Raw genomic sequence first — 17,200 nt, 5'->3', positions numbered from 1 at the left:
CTTAGGCGGCGCAACATCACCTACGCCGCAGACGGTCAGTTTACTTTATCCATGTCTGGTTGTCTTTCCACCAACGCATCATTTTGTGCAATTTCTGTCAGAGAAGGAGAAATGGAGCGTTTCACTTCCACACCGAGTTGCTTAAAACTCTCCGCTTGACGGATCGCATTGCCCCTTCCGGTGGCCAATTTGTTCATTGCACCTTGATAACTTTGGTTCGCTTTATCGAGTGCGCCGCCCAGACCTTCCATATCATCAACAAACAAACGCAACTTGTCGTAAAGCTTGCTCGCCTTGTCAGCAATCACCTGTGCATTCTGATTCTGGCGGTCGTTGCGCCAAAGGTTATCAATAGTACGCAGCGCCACAAGCAAGGTGGTTGGACTGACCAAAATGATGTTGCTCTCCATCGCCTCTTTCACCAAACTCGGATCGGCTTGAATCGCCACTTGGAATGCAGGCTCTACCGGGATAAACATCAAGACGTAATCAAGCGAACGGATACCTTTTAGTTGATGGTAATCTTTTTGCGACAATCCCCGAATATGATTACGTAGCGCAATCAGATGATCACTCAATGCACGATCGCGTTCGGCGTCTGTCTCAGCATTAAAGTAGCGCTCATAAGCCACCAGCACCATTTTCGAGTCGATAACCACTTGCTTCTCTTGGGGAAGATGAACAATCACATCCGGCTGATATCGTTTACCCGCTTCATTTTGCAGGCTGACTTGGGTTTGATACTCGTGACCTTCACGCAGTCCTGATTCAGCCAGCACGCGCGCCAGAACCACCTCACCCCAGTTGCCTTGCTGTTTATTATCACCTTTTAGCGCTTGGGTGAGGTTCATCGCCTCTTTGGTCATCTGATCGTTAAGACGTTGTAGGTTCTTTAGTTCATGAACCAAGGTATGGCGTTCTTTGGCTTCCTGGCTGAAACTATCATTAACTTGCTTTTTAAACCCTTCCAACTGCTCTTTGAGTGGCGACAGGATGCCCTCTAAACTCTGTCGGTTTTGTGCGTCAACCTTAGCCGTTTTGGCTTCAAACACTTGGTTGGCTAGACGCTCAAACTGCTCTTTTAAGCGCAATTCAGATTGCTGTAGAAGCTCAAGCTTTTCTTGGTCAGAGCGCTGTTGTTGCTGATAAGTCGCTAACTGTTCACGCAGCTCGGCTTCAGATTGAGCCCGCTGCTGCTTCACATATTCAAGGTCAGTCGCATACTGCTGACGTTCTTGCTTCACCGCTTCAAAGTAACGCAACTTTTCCATTGCAGCCATGACTTTGCCATGCGCTTGCTTAAGCTCAAACGCCGATTTATCTCGTTCGTCATCCAGTTCGTCAAGCTCTTGCTTTGCGTCTTGAAGGTCGTGGCGTAAGCGTTCAATTTCTTGCTCTAAAGCGGTCTTTTCTAACTGCGCTTTTTGCTCAAACATCTGCTCCATCTGACGTGACTTAAAGTGCAGAATTGCAGCGGCGGAAAATCCGAGACAAGTTGAAATAGAAGTGATTGAAAGTAGGAGGGTTTGGTTATCAATTATCCATTGCATTGTATACGTGCCATCAGCCTAGGTTCTATAGCTAATGGTAATTTATACTGGATAAATGTCCAGATATTTACAAGGCACGCCGCTTGATACGTGAGTTGATAATATCTTCGATAAGCTTCTGTTCACGCTTTGCTTTTTCGTAGTTTTGTTTTTTACTCCAACGATCCAGCACTTGCTCTAGTCCATGTACTCTGGCCGCTTTTTGTTGCAGCTGTTTCTGAACCGACTGACACTGTGCTTCCATCACTGCTTGCTCATGCTTTTGATGATTCAGCATTTTTTGCAGCATTTGGTCGACAAGGTTAAGGTTCATCAACCCCATGCTATTGGTTTGATTTGAGCCACTGTGATTTAATGTTTTCAGTTCAGACAATGCCAGTAGCTGCTTAGCCAAATGCTCATTTTGTTGGCGCATAGATTCCAAACGCGCACCAATCTGATCACGTCGTAATTCCTCTACTTGGGTTATTTTACCGACTGCACGAATTTTACTGTCCATAGTTTTTGGTTAGCGTTTGGCTTCCTGCTTAATTAGGGTTTTGAAATAGCTGCGCCAGCTCCGTTAACGATGTCTGAAAATCCACCGCCTCATTGGCCGCTTGCAATAGATAGTTTTTGAGTTGAGGGTGCATCGCCACCGATTGGTCGAGTTCAGGGTCTTGGCCTGGCTGATAACCGCCTAAAGGAAGCAGCTCTTTCACTTGCAAATAGTTGGAATAAAGCTGACGAAATTGATTGGCTAGCGTACTGTGCGCTTCAGGAGTACATCCTGACATACAACGGCTGATCGACGCATTAATATCAATCGCCGGATAGTGTCCTTGCTCCGCCAATGAGCGAGAGAGTACCACATGCCCATCTAGAATTGCGCGGGCAGAATCCACCACAGGATCTTGTTGGTCATCCCCTTCTGCTAAAACCGTGTAAATGGCAGTCAAACTGCCATCGGGATGCTCACTGTTACCGGCACGCTCCAACAGCTGAGGCAAGACACTGAAAACCGAAGGTGGATATCCTCTTGATGCCGGAGGTTCACCTAATGCTAACGCAATTTCACGCTGCGCCATGGCATAGCGAGTTAAAGAATCCATCAGCAACAACACATCGTTGCCTTTATCCCGAAAATACTCGGCAACTCGATGACAAAGTAATGTGGCCCGTAAGCGCATTAATGGTGACTCATCCGCAGGAGCTGCAATAATAATGGCTTTCTTACGCGCTTCTGGCGTCAAATTACGTTCGATAAACTCACGCACCTCACGGCCACGCTCACCAATCAAGCCAACCACAATGACATCAGCTTCGGTGTTTTGAGTAATCATCCCCATCAACACACTTTTACCCACACCGCTGCCTGCCATTAAACCAATGCGCTGACCCTTGCCGACAGTGAGTAAACCGTTGATCGCACGAACACCAACATCCAGTGGCGTATCAACGGGGCGGCGTTTTAATGGGTTTATTGGTTTCGGCTCTAAAGAGACACGATCGCCTCCTTTTAGCACCGCGCCATCATCCAATGCTTCACCAAGTCCATTCACCACACGCCCTAACCAATGACTGCCCAAATTAACCGAGCTATCACCATCAAGCGGTATGACTTTGGCACCGGCAAATAATCCCCCCAACTGACGAACAGGCATGAGGTAGGCAATATTATGGTCAAAACCCACCACTTGCGCTTCAATCATATCGCCTTCATCTGTCTCAACCAGACAACGTTGCTCAAGCTTAAATCGACACCCAACCGCTTGCAGCATTAAACCGTTCACCTTTACTAATCGACCTGTGACTCGCGCAACAGGTACTAGGTTAAGCGACGCAATCGCATCGTTTAGGCGGTCATGAAGTAGAGGGGAGGAAGCACTAGTCATCGTTACTCGCTAAATCAATAGGTGTCACTTCATCCAATAAGTGCTCTTTCACTGCATCCATACACGACTCCAATCGAGAGTCGCAACTGGCGTCAGCTTCAGCATCTTCTGTCACCAAATGACAGCCACCAACGGGCAGTTCTGGTTTGGCAACTAACTTCCAACCGTCAGCTAGCTCAGGGTTAATCTGGGTAATACGCTCTAGGTCTTGTGGGTTTAGGTGTACGGTGACCTTTTCGGTTTTACCCGGCATGGCCTCCAGTGTCTCATCGACCAATGCCAGAATTTGCTGAGGCATCAGCGTCAACTCAGCACGAATGACTTGCTGCGCCACTTTTTGCACCAACTCACAGATGATATGGCGTTGTTGCTGTTCTTTTTCTTCCTGCCAGCGAGACAGTGACACATAGATATCATTAACAGGTTTAACGGCATCAAGGAACGCTTGCTTGCCCGACTGTTCACCCGAAACAAAACCTTTTTGAAAGCCCTCTTTTTGACCTTCCAATAAACCCTGTTGCTTACCTTGCTCAATTCCTTGGTTTAAGCCTTCTCGATGACCACGCTCTAGCCCTTGTTGAAAGCCTTCTTCAAGGCGTTCCTGCACGTCGATTTGTGTCGGTGCGTCATCCCAACTGAGTTCAGCGGTAAACTCATCCACTGCTGAAGGTTGTGCCAATGGCGGGAAGCGGTGTTGTCTATAACCACTAGGTGGCAAGGTAAATATCGCTTTTTCCTTCATGGCTTACTCCACCGTCTGCTCTTGGTATAGCGACAACTCGATCTCGCCTGCTTCCGATAGCTCTTTGATGATCTGCATAATGTCATTGCGAGCACGCTCAACCGCACTAACAGGCACTGCGCCGCGCAATTGCATATCGTCTTCCAGTGCTTTAACCATACGCTGTGGCATCGAACGTTTGATCGCTTGCTGCAAGGTAATTTCCGCCCCTTTTAACGCCACCGCCCAAAGCTCAATTGGTACTTGCTGAACCAACGTATCCATGGTGTCTTCACGCTGCCTACCTAGCACCATAAAGTCGAACATGTTCTCTTCAATTTCACTGACGACGTCTTCATCATGCAGTTTGAGCATTTCCATCAACATTGCTCGGTCACCCGAGAAACGGTTGATGATGTCAGCCACTTGTTTAACGCCAGACATAGGTGCACTTTGACTTACTGATACCTGTTCAATACAGCGTTCTATTAATTCGTTAAGATCCGCTGCCACTTGATGGTCAATATCTTGTAAGCGAGCAATGCGATACAGCAACTCATCGTGATAATCTGCAGGAAGGTAACTCAGTACCGCAGAGGAGGTCTCTGGAGGTAAATAGGCTAAGAATATAGCCTGCATCTGAGGGTGCTCTTTCGCTACAAATCTCGACAAGATCTCCGCATCAACCCATTGCAATCGCTGCATGTTATTGCGAATTTCATCACCATACAGGTTATTAAGTAATCCCTTAGCTAAATCATTCCCCAGAGCTTTACGCAATGTGTTCGACAGGTATTCTTTTGAGGCACCACGAATACCACTGTGCTGTCTAAAGTCTTCGAAGAAGTGTTGAATCACCCCTTTGGCATTATCACTTTTGATGCCACTTAGGCGTGCCATCGCTCGGGTGACACGCTGTGTTTCATCGCGAGAGAAATGACGCAGCACCTGAGCAGCGGCGTCCTCCCCCATACCTAAGAGCACAAGAGCGGTTTTCTCAACATGACTAAGCGTTGCTGGCGTTGACTGTGCTGTTTTCATTCACATTTACCCATTGTTTAAGTACTTCCGCTACGCGCTCAGGCTCTTCATTGGCAATAAGCTGTAGATGTTTAAGTTGAATTTCCAACGGCGACCCTGGAGGGGGCAGCATGTCACTGCTAGCATCAAGACCTGAAGAGGTGGATTCTATGCCTTTCTCAGACAATCGACGATTGAGCATCTCTTCACGTTCGCGCTCTTCGCGAGTCTGAATATTCTCTTGGTATTCCTCTTCTTGAGGCTCAGCGAATTCAAGTTCGTTACCACGCTTGTCCGCTCCTGTGAGGTGCATAATCAATGGGCGAAGTACAAAGAAGATCATCGCCATTCCGAGCATACCGCCAATGACATAACGCAGAGGCTGTTGCACTGTTGGGTCTTGCCACCACGGCATAGCCGGTGGCGCTTCGATTTCAATTGGGGTGAAGTTAAAGCTCATTAGGCTCAAGCTGTCTCCACGATCGGCGGAGATACCTACAGCATCGGTGATCATCGTTGATATTTGTGCGCGTTCGGCTGGTGTCCATGCCGTACCATTTGGTGCAGCACTTTCATTAAGCAGTACAGAGACACTTAGCTTAGCAATTTGACCTTGCTGATATTGAGTACGGCGCACGCTGCTGCCTACCGCGTACTGACGATTTAGCTCACTGCGTGCATTGGTATTTTGACTATCATTGGTTGGCACTTCCCCTGTCACTGGCGGTTGATTACTCAGAGAGCCCGGAATACCAAGTGCTATTTTATCAATGGTATTGTTCTGAATACTGTGCTCGTTTCGCACCACCGGATTGGTGTCGAGGATTTCTTGCGTTTCTTCCACTCGACTGAAGTCCATATCCGCCGCAACCTGAACACGATAGTTACTCGGACCTACAATCGGCGTAAGCATATCTGCCGCCCGTTGAATGATCTGCTTTTCAACGTTCTTTTGATATTCCAGATATTTCGCATTGACCTTACCTGCTTCTGCCGAGCCAACATCGGCACTCAACAGACGGCCATATTGGTCAATAACCGAAACAAACTCTGGTTTCATTCCCGTTACACTACCCACCACCAAGTTGATGATGGCTTCGACTTGGTCAGGTTTCAGATCTTCACCCGGCTTAAGCTCAATCATCACCGACGCCGACGGCTCTTCACCTTGTTGGCGAACAAACAATGTCTGTCTTGGAATGGCTAAGTGAACACGGGCATTAGAGATAGCATTAAGAGAAATGATGGTGCGTACTAGTTCACCTTCGAGTCCATGACGGTAACGGGCATTTTCCATGAACTGGCTCGTTCCCAAAGAACTGTCTTCTTTAAGTGAGTCCAATCCGGTTGGCAGTTGAGCTTTAACGCCCTTCGCCGCCAATAACATACGGATTTTAGCCACTTGACCTTCTGCGACTAACACTTGGCCATTTTGCTCTTGCAGTCGATAGGCAATACCTTCGGACTCTAATACCGAGACAATTTCACCAATATCAAAACGTTCTTGTTGGCTGTATAGCGGACGATAACTTTGCGAAGAACTCCACAGCGCCACCACAATAATGGCTGCAACAATAGCAGCCAGTACTGCTGACAAGACCAAGTTACGCTGCGAACTTGACCACAGCTGCTTCACCTTGGCGTTGATATCGTTCATATTCGATGAGTTTGCTGTTTTAGGGGCAACATCGATTGGTCCCGCTGCCGCCACAGTTTGAGGTGCTAATTCTGACATGTTCTACACCGGCATCTTCATAATATCTTCAAAGGACGCAACTACCTTGTTGCGAACTTGCATTAGAGCAGAAAACGATAAGCTCGCTTTCTGGCTAGCAATCATGGCTCCAACAAGATCATCACTCTCCCCAGTCTCTACTGCTGTGATTTTCTGTGATGCCGTAGATTGATGTTGGTTCACCATATCAAGCACATTTTTCATTGCCCCAGAAAATGCCATCGGTTCATTAACCTTGTTCACATCGATTGGGTTATTGGACACCACAAAATCAGGCTGCACGTGCTGCTGCATTACCTGCATTTTTGTCAGCATTAATTGCTCTGCGGATAACGCGTTATTTATCGGTTGCATCGCCATCAAATTTCTCCTTTACGCAGCCGAGCCAATGGCTGACTGTAGATCGATTCCTTGCTCTCGCATCGCAGCTAATTTGTAGCGCAGTGCTCGCGTAGAAACCCCTAGAGCGTCCGCCGTTTTAGTTCGGTTTCCGCCAAATTGACGTAGTTTTTCTAAGATAAATTGGAATTCTGCCTGCTTTTTAACTTCCACGTGTCCCATTAGGTTTTCATTGGACACCACAGGATTAAAAGCAGGGATCTCAATCGGCAACATCAAGTCGTGAGCCGTAATATAGTCGCCGTGGCGCATGACGAGCGCACGTTGGATCACATTCTCTAATTCACGAATATTGCCGGGCCAGTGGTATTGACTAAGCGCTTGCTGCGCATCCTCAGATAAGTAGCAATTGGCTTGCTCTTTGTATTTATTAATAAAGAATTGGCTAATAGGTAGGATGTCATCTTTACGATCACGAAGTGGCGGCCAATGCAGCGGCAATACGTCTAAGCGGTAATACAAGTCTTCTCTAAACGTCCCTTTTTGAACCTCTTCGCGAAGATCTTTATTAGTGGCCGCAATCACTCGAATATCTAAAGCAATCGACTTATGGCTACCCACACGCTCTACTTCTCTCTCCTGAAGCACTCGCAATAACTTAGCTTGAACGGCTGGTGACATTTCGCCAATTTCGTCTAACAAAATTGTGCCACCGTTAGCTTCTTCAAACTTACCGGTTTGTGAACCCGTCGCGCCGGTAAATGCTCCTTTCACATGACCAAACAGTACCGCTTCTAGCATGGACTCAGGAATAGCGGCACAGTTAACGGCTACAAAAGGCTGCTGTGCGCGAGGCGATTGATCATGGACGTAACGGGCAAGTACTTCTTTGCCGGTACCCGATTCCCCAGTAATCAACACACTAGCACTGGTGCACGCCGCACGGTGCGCCAATTGCAAAACTTGTTTGCTTCGCCAAGATTCCGCCACAATATTGGCCATTGGCTTCTCTAGCGCTTCAACGCGACGAATCAAGTTAACCAGTTGCGCTGCTTCAAAGGGACGCAGCAAGTAATCTGTCGCCCCCGCCTTCATCGCTTCTGCAGCTAATATACCTTGGTCTTGTTCGACGATGGCAATAGCCACGCCAGGATTAGTTTTTCGCTGATGACAGGCAATCCACTCACGAATACTCATATCGGGCAGATTGGAGCTGACTAAACTGATGGAGCTTGAAGTGGCTAACAGTGCCGAACGACCAGTTCGAACATGATTTACGCTAAAGCCCTGCTCCGTTAATAGGTCGATAATAGGTTGAGCGTTTTGCTCACAAGGCTCAACGTAGAGAATATCCTTTTTCATTTACTGAACCTCCGTCTTCAGATCCGTTGAAGACGCTGTGTTGTTGGAAGGATGACGAACCACTCGAACCGTAACTCGGCGGTTCTTAGCTTGACCAAACTCAGTCTCATTGCTGCTCACGGGGTAACGGGCGCCATGGGCTCGTACTTCGATCAGTTTGGCTGGCGTCCCTAACTCAGTGAGTACACTGGCGACGTCATCGGCACGAACTCGTGACACCTGTAGGTTGCTCAATGACGAACCAACATTATCCGTGTGTCCATCCACTAGCACTTTTGATATGTGGCCATCTGCTTTGATATAGCTGGCTAATGATTGCAGTGTTTGACGCTGTTCACTGGTGACCACTCGTTGGCCAAAATCAAACTTCAACACCACATCTCTCGCTTGGCTGTAGTTCATTTCAGGTAATTTGGAGCGGCACTGATTGAAGCTAAAGTACGCCGATTCAATTCGAGTGGAAGGTAAAACAAAGGCATCACCTACTTGATTAGCAGCTTGCATAGAGCTCACTCTGATCCAAGCCCCACGAGTGGTGGCTGCTAATAAAGCATCAATATCCACATCAAAGATGGCGTAGCCACGCGTTGTTTTCGCAGCATCATCAATCATGGTGTGTTGCACTGGGGTATGCCATGGTGCCGACAGTTGAAATAGCTGTGCTTGTTTGATGTTATTGTTAGGTAAATGCAGAACTGCCGACAATTGGTTATTAGGTTCCGCATGGAAGTAAAACTTCCCCCTATTATTTGGCAAGGTCTGAACAAGCTGGCACTCAAATTCTCCCTCTACAAATTGCCAATTAACCAAATCCATCGGAATATTTACTTCCGCTGCGTGTGAGATCTTAATCCCAAAAAACATCCCCATTAATAACACCAATGGGCACATCTTATTAACAGCGAAAGTGTGAATTTGTATTTTACATTCTCTTGACCGAGAAAAATCTCGACATAATGAGAAATAATATTTTTTAACTAAGCCATAGATCATATTGCTGTCCATCTATATCTCTTTCACATAATACATAGAAGCCTACTTTCATATGAGAGAGAAGTTTTATAAAATCCCTTGATAGGCGTTATAAAACATAAATTTAGATAAAATACTCACTCTGATTGTTGCTATATAAGGGCTGTGCGCATTATTTAGTCGCTATTTCGCCCATGAAATATAATTATTATTTAATTAAGCTACCTGTATTTATTTTATATTTAAAGATGCTTTATATAGCGAAAACAAACATATGAACCAAGTTCACAAATTTACATTAGAGGGCTAAAAATAAATAAAAAAACCAGAGTAGACTGACGAAAAATGACGCTTTGTTATTAAATAGCAACACATAATTACAAATGAAACCCCACTCAGATTACGTTTGGTAAAGATATGGATATGCAAAAAACAGAGATGCCTGAACAGGTGCAAACTCTTAATGTGGAATTATTAGGTAAACCCATTCATATCATTCGCAATAAGCTCGAAGAGCTATTGATTAACTCATGCCAACAGCTAAGCCTTGAACTACAAGCTTGGTTGAAAACACAACAAGTGTTAGTCGAATTGGACCATGTCTCGCTTACGGAACTACCGCAAACCAACGTAGATGTCACCAGTGTTTCAGTGCTCAAACATAGCGACGACGGCATGCTCTATGTGTCGATGGAGTCCACCATGCTAATGCGCTTATCTGACCAATTTTATAGCACTAGCATGGAACGCAGCGGTGGGGAGCTCACCAATAGCGACTTGCGACTATTACAGCGCATTGCCAAGTGCACCTCGCAGTGGATAGCGCCAGAAACCGCATGGAAACAACATGAATTTGAGGTTATTCCGGGCATTGGCATTACTGCCACGCTATCCATTCATGTGCGTAACCAACAAGCTCTATTAGCCATCACACTAGACAGTGCCCTGATTCAGACGCTAATCGACGAACTGGAATTAACACCCAATCCACATATGGCAAGTGACTTCAATCATGCCTTGCATAAAACCCCAGTCCGCTTGAATGTTCAATTGAGTAAGACCGTGTTGCCTTTAACACAAGTACTCAAACTCAAAGCCGACGACATTCTCCCTATTGAACTGCTCAATAACGCTCCAGTGAACATTGGTAAAGAGACCCTATTCACAGGGCGCGTGGCAGAACAAGAGGGACAACTCGTTTTAATTTTAAATGATGATAAGGAAACCAACCGATGAGCGATTCGCCAGAACAAAGTGTCTTCGACGGTGACGAACTGCGCTTCGATGACTTTCAACTTGAGGACTTTGATACCGACGCCCCTATGGCCGCTCCAGTTCAATCTGAGCGAGATCTTAGCTTCTTCAAAAATATTCCCGTCACCGTGACGCTTGAAGTCGCCAGCAAAGAGGTTGCACTAGGCGATCTGATGTCTGCCGGTGAAGGCAGTATTATCGAACTTGATAAGCTAAATGGCGAACCGTTGGATGTGAAGGTTAATGGTTCTCTAATGGGGCATGCCGAAGTCGTCGTCGTCAACGAAAAGTACGGCCTGAGACTGATTGATGTCGTTGATTCTGCGCTCACTTCTATGGGTAAGTAGCTCGTGAAACTGCGTTTAGCTGGTATCGCTTATCCTTCGAACCTACGCCTGCTCCTCATAGGCCTGGTCATCGTCATGCTCGGTTTGTTTGCTCATCCCGCTTTAGCGGATAACGGGCTGACTTTTCTAACCGTTAACGATGGTCAATCAGAACAAGAATACAGCGTAAAGCTGCAAATCTTGCTCTTGATGACAGCTTTGAGCTTTTTACCTGCGTTCATTTTGATGGCCACCAGCTTCACTCGCATCATTGTCGTGTTAGCGATTTTGCGTCAGGCTTTGGGCTTACAACAAAGTCCCCCCAACCGAGTATTAATCGGTATTGCACTCAGTCTGAGCATCCTCATCATGCGGCCCGTTTGGAGCGATGTGTATGAGCACGCTTTCGTTCCTTATGACCAAGGCGAAATCACTTTGATGCAAGCTTTTGCTACCGCAGAAAAGCCGGTACGCAATTTTATGCTCGCACAAACTCAACGTAATTCACTCGAACAAATGCTGCGCATTGCCAACGAACCGGTGGATTCAAAGGTGGAGGATATTTCCTTTGCTATTGTTCTTCCAGCCTTTGTGATCAGTGAGCTAAAAACCGCGTTTCAGATCGGCTTCATGTTGTTTATTCCTTTTTTAATCATAGATTTGGTAGTCGCAAGTGTCTTGATGGCAATGGGTATGATGATGCTTTCGCCATTGATTGTCTCATTACCATTCAAATTGGTGGTGTTCGTTTTGGTTGATGGTTGGGCGATGACAGTCGGAACCCTATCCGCCAGCTTTGGCAGTGGATGAGAGCGTGAATCATGACTCCAGAACTGACCGTTACTCTGTTTTCAAACGCCGTCTGGCTCATCATCAGCATCGTGATGGTACTGGTAGTGCCAGGACTGCTTGTGGGTTTGGTTATCGCGGTTTTTCAAGCTGCAACTCAAATCCAAGAACAAACACTCAGCTTTTTACCCAAATTATTGGCCACCCTGTTGATGGTCATTTTTGCCGGGCATTGGATGCTACGCAAAATCATGGAGCTGTTCGACTTCTTGTTCCATAACATTCCAGGGATGATTGGTTAATGCAAATTACGTTCGCCGAAATATCTCAATGGTTAGGTCAGTTATGGTGGCCCTTTTTCAGGATTGGGGCTGCCTTTCTGGCCATGCCATTTTTCGGTGATGCGTTAATTCCAGTATGGGTCAGAGCCCTACTTGCCTTATCGATTGTGGTGATCACGGCACCGCTTATGCCTGCAATGCCTGCCGTTGATTTGCTGTCGATGACCTCTTTGTTTTTGGCCTTTGAACAGGCTATGTGGGGACTTTTTTTCGGACTCATACTGCACCTTTTTTTCACCATTTTCACCATGCTAGGGCAAATCGTCTCGCTACAAATGGGGCTTGGTATGGCGATCATGAACGACCCAGTCAATGGACTCTCCGTTGCCATTTTGGGACGAATTTTCTTGCTGCTGTGTACGCTATTATTCCTTGCACTCGAAGGGCATCTTCTGGTCATTGATATTTTGGTGCAGAGCTTTGTGGTATGGCCGGTCGGCTCTGGCATCACTATCGCCTCTTTAGACAATATCGTTTCTTTGTTTGGTTGGATGTTTGCTTCAGCCTTAGCCTTGGCGTTGCCAGCCATCGTCTCCATGCTATTGGCGAACATCAGTTTTGGTGTCATGAACCGAGCGGCACCCAGCCTAAACGTTTACGCTCTTGGCTTCCCAATGACCATGTTGCTTGGTTTGTTTAGTATCTTGCTGACCGTTAGTGGCATTCCTAGCCGCTATACCGCGCTGGTACACGAAACATTGAGTCAACTTAACCTGTTTATGGTGGGGGGGGCATGAGCGAGCAGTCCAGCCAAGATAAAACCGAAAAGGCCTCGCCCCAGAAGATCAAAAAGGCGAGGCAGGAAGGTCAAATTCCTCGCGCCAAAGAGTTCACTACTGCGGTGCTGTTTCTGATTGTTGCCATCTATTTTTATAGCCAAATCGGTCGTATTTGGGAGCACATTTCTGGTGTATTTCGTTTCAATATGGCACTAACACGTCAGGACCTAGACAACCCTAAACAAATGATTGAGCAACTGGGTCAAAGCCTTGGCATCATCATCGAATTACTACTACCCATGTTTATGGTTATCGTCATTGCCGCTATCGGCAGTAGCATGATACTTGGCGGTTGGATGTTTCGCCCAGCGAATATCCAACCCAAGTTGAGTAAGCTCAACCCCATTTCCGGTGTTGGACGTATGTTTTCAACACGTTCATTGGTTGAATTGCTGAAGTCCTCGCTCAAGGTCACGGTGATTTTTGCCTTGCTATATACCTATTTGGATAGCAACTTTTCTCAGCTACTTGGCATGCAAAAGCTCACCCTATCGCAGGGCATCACTATGGTGATGACGATTTTATTTGAAGGTTTGTTACTGATGGGCGTGGCTCTGCTTATCTTTGGCGTGATTGATATTCCTTACCAACGTTGGGAGCACCTCAAGCAGCTCAAAATGACCAAGCAAGAGCTGAAAGAAGAGTACAAAAATAACGAAGGGCGTCCGGAAGTAAAACAGCGTATTCGTCAGATTCAACAGCAGTTTGCACGCCGAAAAATCGACAAAGCCGTCCCCAAGGCTGATGTAGTGATCACCAACCCAACGCACTACGCCGTGGCTCTAAAATACGACACCTCTTTATCAGATGCGCCATTTGTGGTGGCAAAAGGTATCGATGAAACAGCGATGCACATTCAACGTATTGCCCGCGAAAATCAGGTGGAAATATTACATTCGCCGCCATTAACGCGCTCTATCTACTATACCACCGCCATAGAGCAAGCGATCCCAAGCCAGCTCTACATCGCCGTGGCACATATTTTAACTTACGTGATGCAATTAAAGGCGTTTCGCCAAGGCTCGGGAGACAAACCGCTACCACTTCCCGTGTTCTCAATACCTAAACATTTGCAACACTAACGGATAACTAGAACAAGTAACAAAGGAACTCTCATGTTGAATCGTCTTAAACAATTTAGACGCTCAGGAAAAGGCTATATTGGCATCCCTATTGTGTTGCTGATGATTTTGGCTATGGTGATTTTACCATTGCCGCCTTTGCTACTCGATGCGTTGTTCACGTTCAATATTGTTCTGGCTATTTTGGTCTTACTGGTCAGTACCACCGCCAAAAGACCGCTCGACTTTTCCATCTTCCCAACCATTTTGCTTATCGCAACCCTAATGCGACTCACCTTGAACGTGGCCTCTACTCGTATTGTCCTACTCGAAGGTCATAATGGTGGAGACGCGGCTGGTAAAGTTATCCAAGCCTTCGGTGAAGTCGTGATTGGTGGTAACTACGTCGTAGGTATGGTGGTCTTCATCATCTTGATGATCATTAACTTTGTGGTGATCACCAAAGGTGGTGAACGTATTTCTGAAGTTTCGGCTCGATTTACCCTTGATGCACTACCAGGCAAACAGATGGCGATCGATGCAGACTTAAATGCGGGACTTATTGACCAAGAAGCGGCAAGACAAAGACGTAAAGAAGTCGCCAATGAAGCTGATTTCCATGGCTCGATGGATGGTGCCTCTAAGTTTGTGCGTGGCGATGCTATCGCAGGCTTAATGATTCTGTTTATCAACATTATCGGCGGTATCAGTATCGGTGTGTTTGAACACGGCTTACCCGCTTCTGAAGCATTCAAGACTTATGCACTACTAACCATCGGTGATGGCTTGGTGGCACAGATTCCATCACTGTTACTGGCAACAGCAGCGGCCATCATTGTTACTCGCATCAATGACAGCGATAACGATATGACCGATACCATGCATAAGCAGTTATTGGCGACGCCGGCAACCTTATACACGGTTGCCGCCATTATGCTGATTATTGGTCTAGTACCAGGCATGCCACATCTCGCCTTCTTCACGTTTTCTGGTGTATTAGCGTTTGCAGGCTGGCGTCAATCCAAAGCTCCTGTTAGCGACCCGCAGCTTGATGAAGTTGAAGCGATTTCTGCTGCCATGCAAGCAGACAATGAGCAACCACTATCTTGGGATGATATCCCACATGTACACAGCTTATCGCTAGCTTTGGGTTATCGATTGGTTCACCTAGTGAATAAAGAGCAAGGTGCACCGCTGACACAGCGTATTCGAGGGGTACGTAAAAATCTTTCCGAACAAGTGGGCTTCTTAGTTCCAGAGGTGAGTATTCGAGACAACCTGAGTCTTAAACCTAACCAGTACACCTTATCACTTAACGGTGAAATCATCGAAGAAGGCTTTATCGAACCCGATCGCCTGATGGCTATCGCTGTTGGTGAAACGTATGGCGAAGTGGATGGTATCTTAGGCAGTGACCCTGCTTATCATTTGCCGGCGGTTTGGATCGAACATAAAGACAAAGCCAAAGCACTTAATATGGGCTATCAAGTCGTCGATGATGGCACCGTTATCGCCACACACATTAGTAAGGTGATGAAGTCGCATCTCGCGGAGTTATTTACTCATGATGACGTGGATGCAATGAATCTGCGCTTAACCCAGCAAGCGCCTAAACTTTCCGAAGCGCTCGGTGCAGCTTTAAACCCAGCACAACAGTTAAAGGTGTACAGGCAACTACTGCTCGATCAGGTCCCTCTTAAGGACATTCGCACCATTGCTAATACCATGCTGGAATCAGCAGAAAATACTAAGGATCCTATTCTTATTGCTGCCGACGTGCGTTGTGCACTGCGCCGCACCTTAGTTAATCTTGTGGCTGGACAACGTAAAGAGCTAAGCGTGTACGCACTTTCTGATGAGCTCGAACAGATGTTGATGACGTCACTACAACAAGCTCAAGCCAATGGCAGCGTCATGCTAGATAGCTTCCCAATTGAGCCAAATATCCTAAGTCAATTCCAGCAAAACTTACCGCTGATAAAACAGCAGCTTAAACAACAAGGGCTGGCGCCTATCTTATTGGTCATGCCCCAGCTAAGACCTTTGATCGCTCGATATGCCCGCACCTTCTCGCAAGGATTGGCGGTACTGTCTTATAACGAAATCCCAGAAAACAAACAGATAAACGTGGTAGGAAACCTTGGATAACCTAACTTCAAACCAAGCGCTGTATCGCTACCTACATCAGCTAGTGGAGCAGCATGTCGTTACGGAAGACGACCAGATTATTTTTGACGCTTTTGAACAAAATGATATTCGCCATGCCTGTCAGGCCATTCGCGACACCAAAAACGGGGAAGTCGAGTTTCAGCATTTGACGCTGCGATTCGGCAGCCAAAGTGAGCAAAGCGTCTACCAGTTTGACCTTTCTGAAACGATGCGCTTTTGTCTCGATTTGTACAGTTTGTATCTCGCCTTGCGCCAAACTAAGTTCCAAATAGAGACCTTTCACCCAGATCTCACCAGTAATGTCGTCGTGCCTATTAGCAGTGATGCCCTACTGTGGGAATCAGGCGAGCACTTTCTCAAACAAGTGATTCGATACCACGCAGGCGCGTTCTACCATATTATCCCTTCACTGCAGCTGGGTGAGACCACCCCTTTGCATGAGCGGGTCCATGGATTAACCGAAGCCCTCAAAGAGCAAGCTTTCGCATTATGGTTCGACGTTGACCCAAGCCAAGGTATGTTCGAACAGTTACTGCCCTTCGAGCCCGATGCGCTCAAAGTGGCAGCAACGTTAGAAAACAAACAAGACCGAACACGGTTATTACCTTTGGTGAAATTCTGTCGTAATCATAAGTTAGCTTGGGTGGCAGGACGAATCAGTAATCAAGATGAACTCACCCAATTTAAGCGCCTTGGAGCCAGTCATTACTTTGGCTACTTTAGTGATATTCCGACCTCAATGTCATTTAAGTCATTCGGTGATGCCGGTAATGATGAGTACTAACCAAGCGCTTATTTAAACCACATCGGCGCCTCTCCTTTCACTCTTTCTAGCTGAAAAGAGAGGCCAACTCCTCTAACAAAATCGCTATTTTTCGGAATAAACCTCACACTTTCCAACCCAAAAT

The 17,200-nt window shown here is 46.6% G+C and carries 17 protein-coding genes; 8 read left to right on the top strand and 9 right to left on the bottom strand.

Annotation, left to right across the window (positions count from 1 at the left end; genetic code table 11):
• Positions 1 to 35 precede the first annotated feature (35 nt).
• The 9 genes from rmuC to HW45_RS18035 all read right to left on the bottom strand — a co-directional run bounded on the left by rmuC (position 36) and on the right by HW45_RS18035 (position 9,471).
• Positions 36 to 1,445, bottom strand: a complete 1,410-nt coding sequence (gene rmuC, locus HW45_RS18075) for a DNA recombination protein RmuC (protein ID WP_006072182.1) — start codon at positions 1,443 to 1,445, stop codon at positions 36 to 38.
• 172 nt (positions 1,446 to 1,617) lie between these two features.
• Entirely contained in the window at positions 1,618 to 2,049 is a 432-nt protein-coding gene (fliJ, locus tag HW45_RS18070) for a flagellar export protein FliJ (RefSeq protein WP_038228721.1), read from the bottom strand.
• A 28-nt stretch (positions 2,050 to 2,077) separates the two neighbouring features.
• Positions 2,078 to 3,424, bottom strand: a complete 1,347-nt coding sequence (gene fliI, locus HW45_RS18065; RefSeq protein ID WP_038228719.1) for a flagellar protein export ATPase FliI — start codon at positions 3,422 to 3,424, stop codon at positions 2,078 to 2,080.
• A complete protein-coding gene (fliH, locus tag HW45_RS18060) occupies positions 3,417 to 4,166 on the bottom strand; it encodes a flagellar assembly protein FliH (RefSeq protein ID WP_006072177.1) in 750 nt (249 codons plus the stop codon). The genes fliI and fliH overlap by 8 nt, the downstream gene beginning before the upstream one ends.
• Positions 4,167 to 4,169: 3 nt before the next feature.
• On the bottom strand, positions 4,170 to 5,186 hold the full coding sequence (locus HW45_RS18055; RefSeq protein WP_006072174.1) for a flagellar motor switch protein FliG: 1,017 nt from the start codon (positions 5,184 to 5,186) through the stop codon (positions 4,170 to 4,172).
• Positions 5,152 to 6,900: a flagellar basal-body MS-ring/collar protein FliF gene (fliF, locus tag HW45_RS18050; protein ID WP_038228717.1), complete on the bottom strand. Its 1,749-nt coding sequence runs from the start codon at positions 6,898 to 6,900 to the stop codon at positions 5,152 to 5,154. Before fliF ends, HW45_RS18055 begins: the two co-directional genes overlap by 35 nt.
• A 3-nt stretch (positions 6,901 to 6,903) precedes the next feature.
• On the bottom strand, positions 6,904 to 7,260 hold the full coding sequence (gene fliE / locus HW45_RS18045; RefSeq protein WP_006072170.1) for a flagellar hook-basal body complex protein FliE: 357 nt from the start codon (positions 7,258 to 7,260) through the stop codon (positions 6,904 to 6,906).
• Positions 7,261 to 7,272: 12 nt separating this feature from the next.
• Positions 7,273 to 8,601 (bottom strand): sigma-54-dependent transcriptional regulator, encoded by a 1,329-nt coding sequence (locus tag HW45_RS18040; protein ID WP_038228715.1) that lies wholly within the window; start codon positions 8,599 to 8,601, stop codon positions 7,273 to 7,275.
• Complete coding sequence (locus HW45_RS18035; protein ID WP_160171224.1) at positions 8,602 to 9,471, bottom strand: MotY family protein; 870 nt, start codon at positions 9,469 to 9,471, stop codon at positions 8,602 to 8,604.
• Between the two features lie 519 nt (positions 9,472 to 9,990).
• Between HW45_RS18035 and HW45_RS18030 the strand changes: the two genes are divergently transcribed.
• The 8 genes from HW45_RS18030 (at position 9,991) to HW45_RS17995 (ending at position 17,076) form a co-directional block, all read left to right on the top strand.
• On the top strand, positions 9,991 to 10,809 hold the full coding sequence (locus tag HW45_RS18030; protein WP_038228713.1) for a FliM/FliN family flagellar motor switch protein: 819 nt from the start codon (positions 9,991 to 9,993) through the stop codon (positions 10,807 to 10,809).
• The gene (gene fliN, locus HW45_RS18025; protein ID WP_038228711.1) at positions 10,806 to 11,174 is read left to right on the top strand and encodes a flagellar motor switch protein FliN; all 369 of its coding nucleotides are present in this window, start codon (positions 10,806 to 10,808) and stop codon (positions 11,172 to 11,174) included. Before HW45_RS18030 ends, fliN begins: the two co-directional genes overlap by 4 nt.
• Positions 11,175 to 11,249: 75 nt before the next feature.
• A complete protein-coding gene (fliP, locus tag HW45_RS18020; protein WP_050798619.1) occupies positions 11,250 to 11,963 on the top strand; it encodes a flagellar type III secretion system pore protein FliP in 714 nt (237 codons plus the stop codon).
• A gap of 11 nt (positions 11,964 to 11,974) precedes the next feature.
• Positions 11,975 to 12,244, top strand: coding sequence for a flagellar biosynthesis protein FliQ (fliQ, locus tag HW45_RS18015; protein ID WP_006072158.1), 270 nt, complete (start codon positions 11,975 to 11,977; stop codon positions 12,242 to 12,244).
• Entirely contained in the window at positions 12,244 to 13,020 is a 777-nt protein-coding gene (gene fliR, locus HW45_RS18010) for a flagellar biosynthetic protein FliR (protein WP_006072156.1), read from the top strand. The genes fliQ and fliR overlap by 1 nt, the downstream gene beginning before the upstream one ends.
• On the top strand, positions 13,017 to 14,144 hold the full coding sequence (gene flhB, locus HW45_RS18005; protein ID WP_038228709.1) for a flagellar biosynthesis protein FlhB: 1,128 nt from the start codon (positions 13,017 to 13,019) through the stop codon (positions 14,142 to 14,144). Before fliR ends, flhB begins: the two co-directional genes overlap by 4 nt.
• A gap of 33 nt (positions 14,145 to 14,177) precedes the next feature.
• The gene (flhA, locus tag HW45_RS18000) at positions 14,178 to 16,271 is read left to right on the top strand and encodes a flagellar biosynthesis protein FlhA (protein WP_006072152.1); all 2,094 of its coding nucleotides are present in this window, start codon (positions 14,178 to 14,180) and stop codon (positions 16,269 to 16,271) included.
• On the top strand, positions 16,264 to 17,076 hold the full coding sequence (locus HW45_RS17995) for an EAL domain-containing protein (RefSeq protein ID WP_038228705.1): 813 nt from the start codon (positions 16,264 to 16,266) through the stop codon (positions 17,074 to 17,076). The genes flhA and HW45_RS17995 overlap by 8 nt, the downstream gene beginning before the upstream one ends.
• The last annotated feature ends 124 nt before the right edge of the window (positions 17,077 to 17,200 follow it).

This window comes from Vibrio sp. ER1A (assembly GCF_000733315.1).
Taxonomy (GTDB): domain Bacteria; phylum Pseudomonadota; class Gammaproteobacteria; order Enterobacterales; family Vibrionaceae; genus Vibrio; species Vibrio mediterranei.
The sequence above is the reverse complement of the archived record's forward strand: the minus strand, read 5'-3'. Positions and strand labels throughout refer to the sequence as shown.

Coding starts and splice junctions, on each gene's coding strand:
- HW45_RS18040 (WP_038228715.1), bottom strand. CDS start 8,601: ATGAAAAAGGATATTCTCTACGTTGAGCCTTGTGAGCAAAACGCTCAA.
- fliE (WP_006072170.1), bottom strand. CDS start 7,260: ATGGCGATGCAACCGATAAATAACGCGTTATCCGCAGAGCAATTAATG.
- flhB (WP_038228709.1), top strand. CDS start 13,017: ATGAGCGAGCAGTCCAGCCAAGATAAAACCGAAAAGGCCTCGCCCCAG.
- fliI (WP_038228719.1), bottom strand. CDS start 3,424: ATGACTAGTGCTTCCTCCCCTCTACTTCATGACCGCCTAAACGATGCG.
- fliP (WP_050798619.1), top strand. CDS start 11,250: ATGCTCGGTTTGTTTGCTCATCCCGCTTTAGCGGATAACGGGCTGACT.
- fliQ (WP_006072158.1), top strand. CDS start 11,975: ATGACTCCAGAACTGACCGTTACTCTGTTTTCAAACGCCGTCTGGCTC.
- fliF (WP_038228717.1), bottom strand. CDS start 6,900: ATGTCAGAATTAGCACCTCAAACTGTGGCGGCAGCGGGACCAATCGAT.
- fliR (WP_006072156.1), top strand. CDS start 12,244: ATGCAAATTACGTTCGCCGAAATATCTCAATGGTTAGGTCAGTTATGG.
- HW45_RS18030 (WP_038228713.1), top strand. CDS start 9,991: ATGGATATGCAAAAAACAGAGATGCCTGAACAGGTGCAAACTCTTAAT.
- rmuC (WP_006072182.1), bottom strand. CDS start 1,445: ATGGAGCAGATGTTTGAGCAAAAAGCGCAGTTAGAAAAGACCGCTTTA.
- HW45_RS18035 (WP_160171224.1), bottom strand. CDS start 9,471: ATGGGGATGTTTTTTGGGATTAAGATCTCACACGCAGCGGAAGTAAAT.
- flhA (WP_006072152.1), top strand. CDS start 14,178: ATGTTGAATCGTCTTAAACAATTTAGACGCTCAGGAAAAGGCTATATT.
- HW45_RS18055 (WP_006072174.1), bottom strand. CDS start 5,186: ATGAAAACAGCACAGTCAACGCCAGCAACGCTTAGTCATGTTGAGAAA.
- fliH (WP_006072177.1), bottom strand. CDS start 4,166: ATGAAGGAAAAAGCGATATTTACCTTGCCACCTAGTGGTTATAGACAA.
- fliN (WP_038228711.1), top strand. CDS start 10,806: ATGAGCGATTCGCCAGAACAAAGTGTCTTCGACGGTGACGAACTGCGC.
- fliJ (WP_038228721.1), bottom strand. CDS start 2,049: ATGGACAGTAAAATTCGTGCAGTCGGTAAAATAACCCAAGTAGAGGAA.